Source organism: Micromonospora sp. DT227, assembly GCF_049841835.1.
Classification (GTDB): Bacteria; Actinomycetota; Actinomycetes; order Mycobacteriales; family Micromonosporaceae; genus Micromonospora.
Genome location: NZ_JBNCLA010000015.1, coordinates 1 through 14239, shown reverse-complemented (window position 1 = coordinate 14239; position 14239 = coordinate 1). Strand labels below are relative to the sequence as shown.

Annotated in this window: 7 protein-coding genes; 5 read left to right on the top strand and 2 right to left on the bottom strand. The window is 71.7% G+C overall.

Annotated elements, in window-relative coordinates; translation table 11 throughout:
• The first annotated feature begins 13 nt into the window (after positions 1-13).
• Genes ACLQ2W_RS31615 through ACLQ2W_RS31605 form a run of 3 tightly spaced genes read left to right on the top strand, consistent with a single transcriptional unit; the run spans position 14 to position 3782 of the window.
• Entirely contained in the window at positions 14-772 is a 759-nt protein-coding gene (locus tag ACLQ2W_RS31615; protein ID WP_425791273.1) for a thioesterase II family protein, read from the top strand.
• The gene (locus tag ACLQ2W_RS31610) at positions 759-2519 is read left to right on the top strand and encodes an amino acid adenylation domain-containing protein (protein ID WP_425791271.1); all 1761 of its coding nucleotides are present in this window, start codon (positions 759-761) and stop codon (positions 2517-2519) included. The genes ACLQ2W_RS31615 and ACLQ2W_RS31610 overlap by 14 nt, the downstream gene beginning before the upstream one ends.
• Before the next feature lie 9 nt (positions 2520-2528).
• Positions 2529-3782 carry a cytochrome P450 gene (locus tag ACLQ2W_RS31605; RefSeq protein WP_425791269.1) on the top strand — a complete coding sequence of 418 codons (1254 nt, stop codon included), beginning with the start codon at positions 2529-2531 and terminating at the stop codon, positions 3780-3782.
• 1 nt (position 3783) lies between these two features.
• Here ACLQ2W_RS31605 and ACLQ2W_RS31600 read toward each other — a convergent pair whose 3' ends face one another.
• On the bottom strand, positions 3784-5535 hold the full coding sequence (locus ACLQ2W_RS31600) for an AMP-binding protein (RefSeq protein ID WP_425791267.1): 1752 nt from the start codon (positions 5533-5535) through the stop codon (positions 3784-3786).
• Between the two features lie 156 nt (positions 5536-5691).
• On the opposite strand from ACLQ2W_RS31600, the gene ACLQ2W_RS31595 reads away from it, so the two are divergent.
• On the top strand, positions 5692-7056 hold the full coding sequence (locus tag ACLQ2W_RS31595; protein WP_425791265.1) for an NAD(P)/FAD-dependent oxidoreductase: 1365 nt from the start codon (positions 5692-5694) through the stop codon (positions 7054-7056).
• A 13-nt stretch (positions 7057-7069) separates the two neighbouring features.
• Here the strand turns inward: ACLQ2W_RS31595 and ACLQ2W_RS31590 are convergent, their stop codons facing one another.
• Positions 7070-8218: an acyl-CoA dehydrogenase family protein gene (locus tag ACLQ2W_RS31590; protein WP_425791263.1), complete on the bottom strand. Its 1149-nt coding sequence runs from the start codon at positions 8216-8218 to the stop codon at positions 7070-7072.
• A 295-nt stretch (positions 8219-8513) separates the two neighbouring features.
• On the opposite strand from ACLQ2W_RS31590, the gene ACLQ2W_RS31585 reads away from it, so the two are divergent.
• The coding region (locus ACLQ2W_RS31585; protein ID WP_425791261.1) for an amino acid adenylation domain-containing protein at positions 8514-14239 on the top strand (5726 nt) is incomplete at its 3' end.

The window sequence follows — 14239 nt, the reverse complement described above, 5'->3', positions numbered from 1 at the left end:
CGGAGCCGCCCGCATGGACGTCACGGCCACCCGCCGACCATGGCTGCTGCGCAAGCCCACGGCCGACAGCACGTACCGCCTGTTCCTGCTGCCGTACTCCGGAGTCGGCGCGTCCATGTACGCGCGCTGGCCGGCCCGGCTCGGCCCGGCCGAGGTGTGCCTGGTGCAGCCGCCGGGGCGCGAGAACCGGTTCCGCGAGCCGCACTACGGCCGGTACGAGGACTACGCCGCCGCCCTGGTGGACGACATCCGGCCGCTGCTGGACCGGCCGTTCGCGTTCTTCGGGCACTGCAGTTCGGCGCTGGCGGGGTTCGCCACCGCGCTGCATCTGCAGCGGCTCGGACTTCCGGTGCCGGACCGGCTTTTCGTGTCGTCGGAGGTGGCCCCCCACGACGGCCCGTACGGTCGGTTCCTCGAGATGGACGACGAAGCCCTGGGCGTCGAACTGGCCGGGTTGATCCGGGCGATGGGCGGCCGGCCGCAGCCCGACGCCATCGAGGTCGGGCTGGGCGTGCTGCGAGCCGACCTGGCGGCCAACCGCCGGTACGTCTTCCCGGAACCGGTCCGGCTGGCGACGGCCATCACCGTGATCGGCTGGACCGACGACCGGGAGATCCGGCCCGAGCAGATGGTCGGCTGGCGCGACTACTCCAGGGATGTGCGTTTCGTGACGCTGCGCGGCGACCATCACGCGTTCCTGGCCGCACCGCCGGCACTGCGCGGCGAGATCATGCGCGACCTCGAAAGGACGGCCCGCGATGCCGACACCTGAGTCCGCCGGCACCGTCCTCGACATGATCGCCGAGCAGGTCGCCACCCGCCCGGACGCGGTCGCGGTGAGCTGGCGCGACGAGCGGCTGACCTATCGGGACCTCGACGCCGCCGCGAACCGCCTCGGCCATCGCCTGATCGCGGCAGGTGTCCGGCCGGACACCCCGGTGGGGGTCGGCGTGCCGGCGTCGGTGTGGCTTCCGGTCGCGCTGCTCGGCATCCTCAGGGCCGGCGCCGCCTACCTCGGCGTCAACCCGGCGCAGCCACCGGACTACCGGCGTGCGCTGCTCGACGACGCCGGCGTGCGGATCGTGGTCACCGCCGGCGACGACAGCGCGGCGGACGGCCGTACCGCCGTCCCGGTCGACGGTGACGGCCCCGATGCCCCCACGCCCCGACGGCCGCATCCGGACAGCACCGCCTACGTCGCGTACACCTCCGGGTCGACCGGCCGTCCCAAGGGCGTCCGGATACCCCATCGCGCCGTCACCAGGCTCGTCGCCGCACCGGACTACGTCGAGGTGACCGCGGCGGACACGGTGCTGCACGCGGCGCCCGTCGCGTTCGACGCGTCCACGTTCGAGCTGTGGACGCCGCTGTGCCACGGCGCGCGGGTGGCCGTGCGGCCACATGACGCCGTCGAGCCGCGCGACCTGCTCGACGTCATCGCCCACGAGCGGGTCACCGTGCTGTGGCTGACCGCGGGTCTGTTCCACCACATGGCCGCCGGGCCGCTCGACGCGTTCGGCGGGGTTCGCACGCTCCTCGTCGGCGGTGACGTGATCGACCCGGCGGCGGTCAACCGCGTGCTGGCGGCCGTGCCGGGGTTGCGCGTGGTGAACGGTTACGGGCCGACGGAGAACACCACGTTCAGCCTGTGCCACCCGGTGCGCACGCCGGTCGACGGGCCGGCGGTCCCCATCGGCCGGCCGGTGCCGGGCAGCGGCGGGCACATCCTCGACGCCAGGCTTCGCCCGGTGCCCGACGGCGAGACCGGTGAGCTGTACGTCGACGGAGCCGGGCTGGCGCGTGGCTACCACGCGCAGCCGGCCCGCACCGCGGAGCGTTTCGTGGCCAACCCGTTCGTGGCGGGCGCCCGCATGTACCGCACCGGCGACCTGGCGCGCCGCCGCCCGGACGGAGCGGTGGACTTCCTCGGCCGCGTGGACGACCAGGTGAAGATCAGCGGTTACCGCGTCGAACCGGGCGAGGTGGAGGCGGCGCTGCGCCGCTGTCCGCCGGTGCGGTCCGCGGCCGTGGTGGCACAGGGCGCCCCGGACGGCGGTCAGCGCCTGGTCGCCTTCGTGGCGGGTGATCCCGCGGAGCCTCCGCTGTCGACGCTGTCGATCCGCCGCCACCTGGCCGCGTCGCTGCCCCGATACGCGGTGCCGGCCGCGATCACCGTCGTGGAGGACCTGCCGCTGACGCCCCACAGCAAGGTGGACCGGACGGCCCTGGCCGCCTGGGCCGGCCGGGACCGGCCCGAGGTCAACGCCGAGTTCCAACCGCCGGGCACCCCGACGGAGCAGGCCGTCGCCGCGGTCTGGGCCGATGTGCTGGGCCTGCTCACCGTCGGCGTGCACGACGACTTCTTCGAGCTCGGCGGCTACTCACTGGCGGGTATGCGGATCACCGGCGAACTCGAGGCGAACTTCGGCGTCTCGCTGCCGGCCAGGACGTTCTACGAGAACTCGACGGTGGCGGAGCTGGCCCGGATCGTCGACGCGCATCTCGGCACCGGGAGCTGAGGAGCTGGCATGCGGATAACCGTGCCCACCGCGGACGCCGAGGTCGACCTGAGCCGGGTCGACCTGTTCGACCCCGAGCTGTATGCCACGGGTGACCCGCACCCGATCTGGCACGCGCTGCGCCGGCATGCGCCCGCGCACCACCAACGGCTGGCGGACGGCCGCGAGTTCTGGTCGGTGACGCGGCACGCCGACGCCTGCCGGGTGCTGGCCGACCACACCGAGTTCACGTCGCAACGGGGCACGTTGCTCAACGCGCTGGGCCGCGGTGACCCGGCCGGTGGCCAGATGATGGCCGCGACCGATCCGCCGCGGCACACGTCGATGCGCGAGCCGCTGGCCCGGGAGCTGTCGCCGCACCGGCTGAACCAGCGCCGGCACCTGCTGACGCGCGCGGTGCGCCAGGCTCTGGAGCCCGCCCGCGACGGGGACGTGTGGGACCTGGCGGTCGCGGCGGCCGGTTTCCCGATGTCGTTCACCGGTGCGTTGATGGGCGTCCCGGAGGCCGACTGGCCCCGGTTGACGCGCGCGACGACGATGGCGATCGCGCCCGACGACACCGAGTTCCAGGAGGGGGACAGCCACATCACGCTCGTCGGCGTCCACCACGAGCTCTTCGACTATTTCTCCAGCGAGGTCAGCCGCCGCCTCGCCGAGCCGTCCGACGACCTGATCGGCTTCCTGACGCGGATGCGGCCGGACGGCGGGCCGCTGCGGCACGACGCGATCGTCTACAACTGCTACAGCCTGCTGCTCGGCGCCAATGTCACGACGCCGCACGTGCTCACGGCACTGATCTGCGCGTTTCTCGAGCACCCCGACGAGTTCCGGCGGCTCAAGGCCGACCCCGGTCTGATCGCGCCGGCGGTCGAGGAGGGCCTCCGGTGGTCGTCGCCGGCCAACCACTTCATGCGGTACGCCCGCACGGATGTGACCATCGCGGATCAGCGGATCCGGCGTGGCACCGCGGTCGCGGTGTGGCTCGGCTCGGCCAACCGCGACGAGACGGTCTTCGCCGACCCGTACCGCTTCGACATCGGCCACCGGACCGAGCGTCATCTCGCCTTCGGGTACGGCCCGCACTTCTGCGTCGGCGCCTCGCTGGCCCGCATCGCACTGCGGATGCTGCTCACCGAGTTCGTGGCGCTGGTCGACGACATCGAGCCGGCCGGGCCGGTGCGCCACCTGAAGTCCAACTTCGTGGCGGGCATCAGCCACCTCCCGATCCGGACCCGCCACGCCGGGCGGCCGGCGGCGAGCTGACTCAGCGGGTCGCGGCACCCCAGCGCGGCAGGCCGCTGAACTCGTCCTCGCGGAACTCGACGCGCTCGCCGCCCTGCCGCTGCCACGCCTGCACCTCACCGCGCTGCACCTTGCCCGTGCTGGTGCGCGGAAGCTGCACGAACTCCAGCCGCCGCACCCGCTGGTACGGCGAGAGCCGGGTCGCGATGAACCGGAACAGCTCACCGGCCGCGTCGGTGTCCGGTGGGGTACCGGGTGTCAGCTCGACGAACGCCTTCGGGACCGTGAACCGGACCGGGTCGGCCGCCGGCACCACGACGACGTCGGTCACGGTGTCGTGCTCGCGCAGCGCCCGCTCCAGTTCGAAGGGGGAGATGCGGTAACCGGACGACTTGAACAGGTCGTCCGCCCGGCCGACGTACCCGAAGTGCCCGTCGCCGTCGAGGCGCGCGATGTCGCCGGTGTGGTAGAAGCCGTCCCGAATGACCCGGTCGGTGGCGGCCGGGTCGCCAAGGTATCCCGCCATCAGGCCGATCGGGTCCGACGCGAGATCCAGGCAGATCTCGCCCTCGTCGGCGAGCGCGCCGCGGCTGTCCCGCAACACCAGCGGCAACCCCGGCAGCGGCCTGCCCATCGACCCGGGCCGTACGGTGACGCCGGGTGAGTTCGCGATCAGGCCCGGAATCTCGGTCTGGCCGTAGCCGTCGCGGACCGTGACGCCGAATTCGGCACGCACGCCGTCGAGCAGCGCCGCGTCGAGGGGTTCACCGGCCGACGTCGCGGCGTCCAGCCGCAGCCGGGTGCGGGCGGTCGCGCGCGGCAGGAGCTGGCGCCACACCGTCGGCGGCGCGCAGAACGTGGTGACCTCGCCCCGGCGTAGCGTCTCGAGGGTCACGTCCGGGTCGAACCTGCCGGCGCGCAGCGCCACCACGCACGCCTCGGCCGACCACGGCGCGAACAGGTTGCTGCACACGTGTTTGGCCCAGCCCGGCGACGCCACCGCCAGGTGCCGGTCGTCGCGCCGCAGCCCGATCCAGTACATCGTCGACAGTTGTCCGACCGGCAGCGACGAGTGGGTGTGACTGACCAGCTTGGCGTGCGAGGTGGTGCCGGAGGTGAAGTACAGCATGAGCGGGTCCTGGGCACGCGTCGGACCGGACGGGGTGAACGTCGTGGCCGCCGTGACGGCGTCCTCGAGGTCGAGCCACCCGGGGGGCACCGGCTGGCCGGGCTCGTCCCGGCTGGCGATGAACGTGACGTCGCCGCGCCCGGCCGTGTCGAACACCGGCGCGCTCGCCACCGTCGCGATCACATGCCGGACACCGCCCCGGAGCATCCGGTCGGCGATCCCGTCGACGCCGGTCATCGGGCTGGCCGGCACGATCACGGCGCCGAGCTTCATCACGGCCAGGATGGTCTCCCACAGCGCCACCCGGTTGTCGAGCATCACCAGCACGGCATCACCGCGGGCCACCCCGTGCCCGAGAAGCCAGTTGGCCAGCTGACTGGAGCGGGCGGAGAGCTGCGCGTACGTCAGCGTGGTCTCGCACCGCGGACTGCCGGTGCTGGTCTCCCACAGCTGCAACGCCGGTCGGTCGCGGCGATCCGGTCGCTCCGCCAGGTGGTCGAACCAGTCGAGCGCCCAGTTGAACGACGGCAGCCTCGGCCAACTGAAGGCGGCGGTGGCGGCGGCGTAGTCGTCGCGGTGTCTCTGCAGCAGGTCACGCGCGGCCCGGAAGAGATCGCTGGCGGGAGCCGACGAGGATGCGGACACGGTAAACCTCCGGACACGGTGCACGGCCACGCGACAATCGGTCAGCTTATCGATCGTTATCGTTTCACGCGGACGACCGCAGCGGCAAACCCGGACGATCACAGTCGCGGACCACAAGCACGCGAACCCTTTTCGTGGACCCCGGTCGATGCAATAGTGGGTAGCGACGGGTGTCGATCTATGTGGGGAGTGGACATCGTGTCCGAGACAATCCGGGAAGAAGTCGACGCCATCGTGATCGGAGGCGGCCCGGCCGGCTCCTCGGCCGCGCGGCTCGTCGCGGCGAGCGGGCACTCGACAGTTCTGCTGGAGCGCGCGCAGTTCCCCCGGTTTCACATCGGAGAGTCGATGCTTACCTACACCGCCGCGTTGCTGGACCGCCTGGGCGTCCGGGAGGAGGTCGACGCGACCGACTTCCCGGTCAAGACGGGGGCCGAGTTCTGCGACGTCGACGGCGGCTACACCCGGGTGGACTTCACCGACCAGGGCGCGGGGCGTGAGCTGACCACCTACCAGGTCGAGCGGTCCGCCTTCGACGACATGCTGTTGCGGCACGCCGCCAAGGCCGGCGTCGACGTGCGTTTCGGCGCACGGGTCACCAGGTTCGAGAGCGCGGGCGAGCGCCTCACCGGCGTGACCTACACCCAGGACGGCGTGACGCGTCACCTGTCCGCGCGCCGCATCATCGATGCCAGCGGCCGGGCCGGCGTGATCAGCACCGGCGTGCTGCGCAGCCGTCGCACCCCGGACCGGCTGCGTATGGTCGCCGCGTTCCGCCACTACGACGGGGTGCGGGAGGCCACCAATCCCGGCGTGTCGGGCGACATCCAGATCGGCAGCCACGCCGACGGCTGGGTGTGGGCGATCCCGATCCGGCCCGAGCGGATCAGCGTCGGCGCGGTCACCCGACCCGAGATCCTGCAACGGATGGGCGCCGATCGGGTGTTCGACGAGTTCACGCGGCGGATACCGCGGGTGCATCAGCGGATCGCGGATCTCACCGAGCACAGCGAGACGCGGGTGGAGAGCGACTTCACCTACTTCTCCGACCAGGTCGCCGGTCCGGGTTACCTGATGGCCGGCGACGCGGGCTGTTTCGTTGATCCGATCTTCTCGGCCGGGGTCTACCTGGCGCTCACCTCGGGAATCCGGGCCGGCGAGACGACGGTGGCGATCCTCGACGGCGCGCAGGACGAGACGGCGGCGACCGAGCTCTACTCGCGGTTCTACAAGACCGGTTACGACACGTACTTCCGGCTGATCTACGCGTTCTACGAGCACGACTTCCGGCTCGGCCGGTTTCTCAAGAGCACCGGCGCGCGGGTGGCGCCGATCTGGATCGCGCGGCTGCTCGGCGGCGACTTCTGGAGCCAGAAGAACCCGCTGGCCCGACACCTGCGCACGATCGAGGCGTACCGGAGCTTCGCGCCGTACGAGCCGCTGTACGGCTGCCCGGTCTATCCGGAACTCGAAGCCGCCGAGCGCGACCACGTCGCTCTCGGCGAGCCCGCCAACGCGTAGCGCCGCGCGAGGTTCACAGGGTCCCGGCGATGAGTTCCTTCATCACCTCGTTGGCTCCGCCGTAGATGCGCTGCGCGCGGGCGTCGACGTAGAGCTGGCCGATCGGGTAGTCGCGGGTGTAGCCGTTGGCGCCGTGCAGTTGCAGGCACCGGTCGAGCACCTGGCACTGCACGTCGGAGAGCCAGAACTTCGCCATCGACGCGGTGCGCGCGTCGAGCGTGCCGTCCAGGTGCCGGGCGACGCAGTGGTCGACGAAGACCCGGCCGACCTGCGCCAACGTCGCGCACTCGGCCAGCTCCATGCGCACGTGCTGCAGGGCGAACAGCTCGTCGTCGTACACCATGCGCTGATGGGCATAGGCCACCGTCAGCTCGACCGCGCGCTCCGTGACGGCGGCGGCCATGACCCCGACCAGCAGGCGCTCCCACGACAACTGATCGAGCAGCATCGCGTAGCCGGCGTTCTCCCGGCCCAGCAACGCCTCCGCCGGCAGCCGGACGTCCTCGAGGGTGATGTCCGACGTGTCGGCCGACTCCTGGCCGATCTTGTCGAGCACCCGGCCACGTACCACCCCGGGCTGATCTCCCACCGGCACCAGGAACAGCGATATGCCCCGCGCCCCGGCGGACGCGTTCGTCTTCGCCGCCACGACGAGCAGATCGGCCGAGCCGCCGTTGGTGACGAACGACTTGGCGCCGCTCACCCGCCAGCCGTCGCCGTCGCGCTCGGCGCGCGTGCGGATCGCCTTCAGATCCGATCCCGCCTCCGGCTCGGTCAGCGCGATCCCGGCGATCACGTCACCGCTCGCCATCGGCGGCAACCAGCGGCGCTTCTGCCCGTCGGTGCCGTAGCTGACCAGATACCGGGCCACGACACCGCTGTGCACCGCGTTCCCGAAGCCGAACTCCCCCGCGCGCGCCTGCTCGGCGATGACGACGAGATCGTGGCGGGCGTCGCCGCCACCGCCGCCGTACTCGGCCGGCACGCCGGCGCACAGCAGGCCGAGTTTTGCCGCCTGGCGCCAGAAGACCCGGTCGACGTGCCGCTGCGCCGCCCACTCGGCGCGCCGCGGCGCGGCCTCGGTGGTGAAGAAGCGGCGGCTCAGGCTGGCCAGCTCGGCGACGTCGTCGACCTGCCACGGCGATCGGTAGGTGTCGTCCACCACCTCACCTTAACCACTGCCGACGGCCACTCGCATCGACTCACATCGTTCACCTTCGGTGCCGGCGGCCACCCCGCTCCCCCGCGCATAAAAACGATCACTAAGACCTTTACATCGAAGCGAACCGAAGTGTTGACAGCGTTCCGGGCATCATGAAAGCCTGACCAAACATTTATGCACTTCGAATTAAGTGCACCGCGGGGCAAGGGACCTGCGTCTGTTTTGTGCGGCAACCACAGCAACACCGATCGCGCCGCCGATCGGTGTGCCGGTCAGACTCGACGAGGGGAGTGCCGTGTCCGTAGCGTCACCCACGCGGTACCCGTTGCTGGCGGCCCAGACCGGCGTCTGGCTCGGGCAGGAGATGGACCCGGACGCGTCGCTCTATCTCTGGGGCAACTACCTCGAGATCCACGGGGCGGTCGACGTGGGGGCGCTGGTGCGGGCCATCACCCTGGCGGTGGCCGAGGCAGAGGCGCTGCACGTGCGGTTCGCCCGCTCGGCCGACGGGCCGGTGCAGGTGCTGCACCCACCGGCGCCCGTCGCGCCCCGCGTCATCGATCTCGACACCGGCCAGGACGCGATCGTGGCCGTCGACGCGTACGCCCGCGCCGACCTCGCCCGGCCGGTCGATCTCACCACGGACGCGCCATTCGCCCATGTCGTGTTCACCGCCGGACCGGACCGGGTCTTCTGGTACCAGCGCTACCACCACATCGCGGTCGACGCCTACGGCGCGAGCCTGATCACCCGCCGCGTCGCGGCCCTCTACACGGCACTCGTCTCGGGCCGGACCCCACCACCGACCCCGTTCGGATCACTGGCGGCGCTCGTCGACGAAGAAGCCGCCTACCACAGCTCGGGAACCCGCGCGGCCGACCGCGCCTTCTGGCACGAGCGGTTCGCCGACCGGCCCGAGCGCATCAGCCTCAACCCCGTGGACACGTCGATCAGCTCCACCTTCGTCCGCAGTCGTCACGACCTGCCCGCCGGCACCGTCGACGAACTGCTGGCGGCCGAACGGCGTACCGGCGTGCGCTGGTCCCGGCTGCTCATCGCCACCACAGCCGTGTACCTGCACCGCATGGCCGGCGCCGACGACATCGTGCTGGGTCTGCCCGTCGCGGGCCGGAGCGCACCCCACGCGGGCCGCACCCCGGCGATGACGACGAACGTCGTGCCGCTACGCCTGACCGTGCGTCCCACGACCACCGTGGCCGACCTCGTCGGGCAGGTCGACGGCGAACTGCGCGCCGCGCTCGCGCATCAGCGTTACCGCGGCGAGGACCTGCACCGCGAACTGCGACTGGGCGGGCCCGACCGGCGCTTCTTCGGCCCGATGGTCAACGTGATGCGGTTCGAGGAGCTCCGGTTCGGCGAGCACCGCACGATCATGCACAACCCGGCCGCGCCGCTGCTGGAAGACCTCTCCGTGGTCGCCTACGACCGCGCCGGCGCCGGACCCCGCGTCGACCTGAACGGGCATCCCGCGCTCTACACCCCGTCCGATCTCGATGGCCACGCCACCCGCCTGCTCGCGTTGCTGGCCGCCGCCGCCCGCCGCATCGACCGGCCGGTCGGCGGCCTGAGCATGGGCGTGGGCGTGGGCACCGGAGCCGGCGTCGCCCCCGCCACCGCATCCGCCACCGCCGACACCACCCTCGTCGACCTGGTGCGCCGGCAGGTCATCGCCACGCCCGGCGCTCCGGCGGTCACCGACGGGTCCCGCACCCTCAGCTACGGCGACCTCGAGTCGGGCTCGACGCGCCTGGCCACGCTGTTGCACCGGCACGGCGTCCGGCCCGAGCAACGCGTGGCGCTGGTGTTGCCCCGCTCCGCGGAACTGGTCACCGCGATGCTGGCCGTGACCCGGCTGGGGGCCGCCTACGCGCCGATCGATCCGGACCACCCCGCCGACCGCGTCGCCTACCTGCTGGCCGACACCACACCCGCCGCCGTGGTGACCACGAGCGCGCTTCGGCCCCTGCTGCCGCCACTCGACATCCCGGTGCTGACCGTCGACGGGGGCGACGACACCGGTGTGCCCGAGGCCGCCGAGCCGGTGGCCGGTCCCACCGCGGACAGCGCGGCGTACGTCATCCACACCTCCGGCTCCACCGGCGCACCGAAGGGTGTCGTCGTCACCCACCGCAACGTCGAACGGCTGCTGGCGAACACACTCGTCGACCTGGACGTGGGCCCGGCCGACGTCTGGACCATGTTCCACTCCCACGCGTTCGACTTCTCCGTCTGGGAGATCTGGGGCGCGCTCACCACCGGCGGCAGGGTCGTCATCGTGCCCCGCGACGTCGCTCGCGCACCCGACGCCTTCCGGCGGCTGCTCGCCCGCGAACGCGTCACCGTCCTGAGTCAGACGCCCTCCGCGTTCGCCGCGCTCGACCGCGCCGACGTCACGGCGCCTGACGACCTCAGCCTGCGCTACGTCGTCTTCGGCGGCGAACGCCTCGCCCCGGACCGTCTCGGCGGCTGGTTCGACCGGCACGGCGCCGACCGCCCGCGGCTGGTCAACATGTACGGCATCACCGAGACGACGGTCCACGTGACCCGCTACGACGTCACCCCCGGCGATGTCGGTCGTCCGGTCAGCCCGATCGGCACGCCGCTGCCACATCTCGCCGCCTACGTACTCGACGGCAGCCTGCACCCGGTGCCGGCCGGCGCGGCCGGGGAACTCTACGTCGCCGGTGCCGGTGTCGCCCGCGGCTACCTCGGCCGACTCGGCCTCACGGCCACCCGGTTCGTCGCCGATCCGTTCGGGCCGCCCGGCGCGCGCATGTACCGCACCGGTGACCGGGTCCGGTGGACGGGGCATGCCCTGGAGTTCCTCGGCCGCACCGACGACCAGGTCAAGGTCCGCGGCTTCCGGGTCGAGCCGGGCGAGATCGCCGCCGTGCTGGCCCGGGACACCCGCGTCGCCGAGGCCGTGGTGGTGCCACGGGAGAGCGACGGTGGCGAGATCAGTCTCGTCGCCTACGTGGTCCCCGCCCCGGACACCACGCTCGACCCGGCCGCCCTGCGCCACGACCTGGCCCGGACGCTGCCTGATCACCTGGTGCCGGCGGCGCTGGTGACCGTGGACGCGTTGCCGCTGACCGCCAACGGCAAGCTGGACCGCGCCGCGCTACCGGCACCGGCATCGCCCGGCGTCAGCGGGGGCGTGCACCACGAACCGTACGCCCAGATCCTCGCGGAGCTGTTCGCCGACGCGCTCGGCGTCCGCGCGGTCGGCGCCGAGGACAACTTCTTCGACCTCGGCGGCCATTCGCTGCTCGCGACCCGGCTGATCGGCCGGATCCGGTCCACGCTGGCCACCGATCTGGAGATGGCCGACTTCTTCGCCCGGCCCACCGTCACCGGAGTGCTCGCCCACGTGGCACCCGGTCGCGCCGCCCGCCCGGCGTTGCGCCCCGCCGGTCGACCGGATCTCGTCCCGCTCTCCCCCGCCCAGCGACGGCTGTGGTTCCTCGACCGGCTCGGCAGCCGGGACACCTACCACGTCCCGCTGGCGGTACGGCTGCGCGGACCGCTCGACCGGGACGCGTTGCGCGCCGCCCTCAACGACCTCGCCACGCGCCACGAGTCGCTGCGTACGGTGTACCCGGAGGTGGACGGCGACCCGCACCAGGCCGTCCTCGACGCCGCCGGCCTCGACATCGCGCTGGACGAACGTTCGGTACCCGCTGACGATCTCGGGCCCGCACTGCGACGCGCCGTGGCAGCGCCGTTCGACCTCACCCGCGACCTACCCGTGCGGTGTCACCTGTACGCCGTGGACGACTCGACGGCGGTACTGCTGATCGTTCTGCACCACATCGCCGCCGACGGCGCCTCCATGGGCCCGCTCGTGCGCGACCTGGGCACCGCCTACCGGGCCCGGCTCGCCGGCACGACACCGGCGTGGCCACCGCTGCCCGTGCAGTACGCCGACTACACACTCTGGCAGGAGGAGTACCTCGGCTCGCCGGACGAGCCCGACAGCCGCCTCGCCCGCCAGACCGGCTACTGGCGGTCGGTGCTCGCGGGACTGCTCGAGATCGTCACGGTGCCACTGGCCCGGCCACGGCCGGCGGCCGCCTCCTTCCGCGGGGACACCTACCGCTTCACGTTCGACGCCGACGTGCACGCGGGCCTCGTCCGGCTGGCCCGGGAGACCGGTACGACGGTGTACATGGTGTTGCTGGCTGGTCTGGGTGGGTTGTTGAGCCGGTTGGGTGCGGGGGTGGACATTCCGATCGGTTCTCCGGTGGCGGGTCGGTTGGACGAGCGGCTGGACGATCTGGTCGGCTTCTTCGTCAACACGCTGGTGATGCGGGTGGACACCTCGGGCGACCCGACGTTCACCGAACTGCTGGGCCGGGTGCGTCACACCACCCTCGACGCCTACGCCCACCAGGACGTCCCCTTCGACCACCTGGTGGAGGTGCTCAACCCCACCCGCTCACTGGCCGCGCACCCGTTGGTCCAGATCCTGCTCGCGATCGAGGACGACATCCTCGAGACCGCCTTCGACCTGCCCGGTCTCGACGCGGATGTCCTGCCGGTCGGCCGCGACAGCGCGCGCCTCGACCTCAGCGTCATCGTCCGCCAGCACCGCGGTCCGGACGGCCGTCCGTCCGGGATGGATGGGGTGGTGGAGTTCTCGTTGGATCTGTTCGACCGGGCGGTGGTGACCGAACTGGTCGACCGGTGGCTCCGAATCCTGACCGCACTGGCCGCCGGAGGCGTCGAAGCCCGACTCTCGCAATGGGACGTCGTGTCCGCAGCCGAGCGTGCCGATCTGCTGCGCTGGGGCGACGGCGGCGACAGCCAACCCGTACTGTCCCTGGCCCAGATGGTCGCCGTACAAGTCAGCGCCCAACCGGACGCCCCCGCCGTCACCGCCGGCGACCTGACCCTGACCTACCGGCAACTGTGGCAACGCGCCGGCGCCCTGAACACCCAACTCACCGCCGCCGGCGTCGGCCCCGAAACAGTGGTCGGACTCCTCCTCCCACGCGGCATCGACCTCGTCACCGCAGCACTCGCCGTCTCCCAAACCGGCGGCGTGTTCACCCCCCTGGACCCCACACTGCCCACCCCACGCCTACACACCATGATCACCCAAGCCGACGTCCACATCGCGATCACCGACCACACCACAACGGAACTGGCCGCCACCCTCAACCTCACCGCGATACCCGCCGATACCCCCGGCGAGCCCGTCGACCCGCCCCACCTCGTCGCCCCCGCCACACCACACGCCAGCGCCTACGTGATCTTCACATCCGGATCCACCGGCCAACCCAAAGGCGTACGCGTCCCCCACACCGGACTCACCTCACTGACACACACCTTCCACACCCGACTCGCCCTCGGACCCGACGCCCGCGTCCTGCAACTCTCCACACCCAGCTTCGACGCCTGGGTCATGGAACTGCTCATGTCACTACCCCACGGCGCCACCCTCATCATCGCCCCACCCGGAATCGTCGCCGGACACGACCTCAGCGACCTCCTGCACCACACCCGTATCACCCACACCCTCATCCCACCCACACTCCTGGCCACCCTCACCCCCACCCCCCTACCCCACCTCCGGTGCCTCCTCGTCGGCGCCGAAGCCTGCCCCGGCGACCTCGTCCACCACTGGTCCCCCAACCGACTCATGATCAACGCCTACGGACCCACCGAAACCACCATCGCCGCCACACTCTCCGACCCCCTCACCAGCAACACCACCCCACCCATCGGCCGACCCGTCACCGCCACCCACCTCTACGTCCTCGACGAGCACCTCAACCCCGTAGCACCCGGCGTCGCCGGAGAGCTCTACATCGCCGGAGCCGGCACCGCCCACGGCTACACCAACCAACCAGCCCTCACCGCAACACGATTCATCGCCGACCCCCACAGCACCACCGGCGCCAGAATGTACCGAACCGGCGACATCACCCGATGGCGCCCAGACGGACAACTCGAATACCTCGGCCGCACCGACAACCAAATAAAAATCCGCGGCTA

What these genes read in the sequence shown, in the direction of transcription:
- ACLQ2W_RS31615 (WP_425791273.1), top strand. Translation starts at nt 14, where the DNA reads ATGGACGTCACGGCCACCCGCCGACCATGGCTGCTGCGCAAGCCCACG.
- ACLQ2W_RS31610 (WP_425791271.1), top strand. Translation starts at nt 759, where the DNA reads ATGCCGACACCTGAGTCCGCCGGCACCGTCCTCGACATGATCGCCGAG.
- ACLQ2W_RS31605 (WP_425791269.1), top strand. Translation starts at nt 2,529, where the DNA reads ATGCGGATAACCGTGCCCACCGCGGACGCCGAGGTCGACCTGAGCCGG.